The 264-nt window shown below is 49.6% G+C and carries 1 protein-coding gene; it reads left to right on the forward strand.

Features of this window, described 5'->3' with window-relative positions; genetic code table 11:
- A partial coding sequence (locus NE665_RS24445; protein WP_256302775.1) for a hypothetical protein occupies window positions 1–264 on the forward strand: 264 nt, incomplete at both ends.

The following is a 264-nucleotide window of genomic DNA, read 5'->3' on the forward strand; positions in this document are numbered from 1 at the left end:
TATACCGCAGATGATGTAGGCAGCTATATCATCGTCGACTATATTGCAAGGGACAGTGCAAAACGCTTTGAGGGAACGATAACGAAATCGAATAAGCTCGTCATCACGAAGCCGGAGAATCCGGATACGGCGATACGACCTGTCCTGCAGCAGGATCTGGATACGAACCTGTATGTGGAGGTTCAGGACGGCTATGAATACTATCTCAGTACCTCTTCGACCTCACCTCTTGCGGATAGCGGGGATTGGGATACGCTGACAAAG

The organism is Clostridium sp. DFI.1.208 (assembly GCF_024463855.1).
Classification (GTDB): domain Bacteria; phylum Bacillota_I; class Bacilli_A; order Erysipelotrichales; family Erysipelotrichaceae; genus Clostridium_AQ.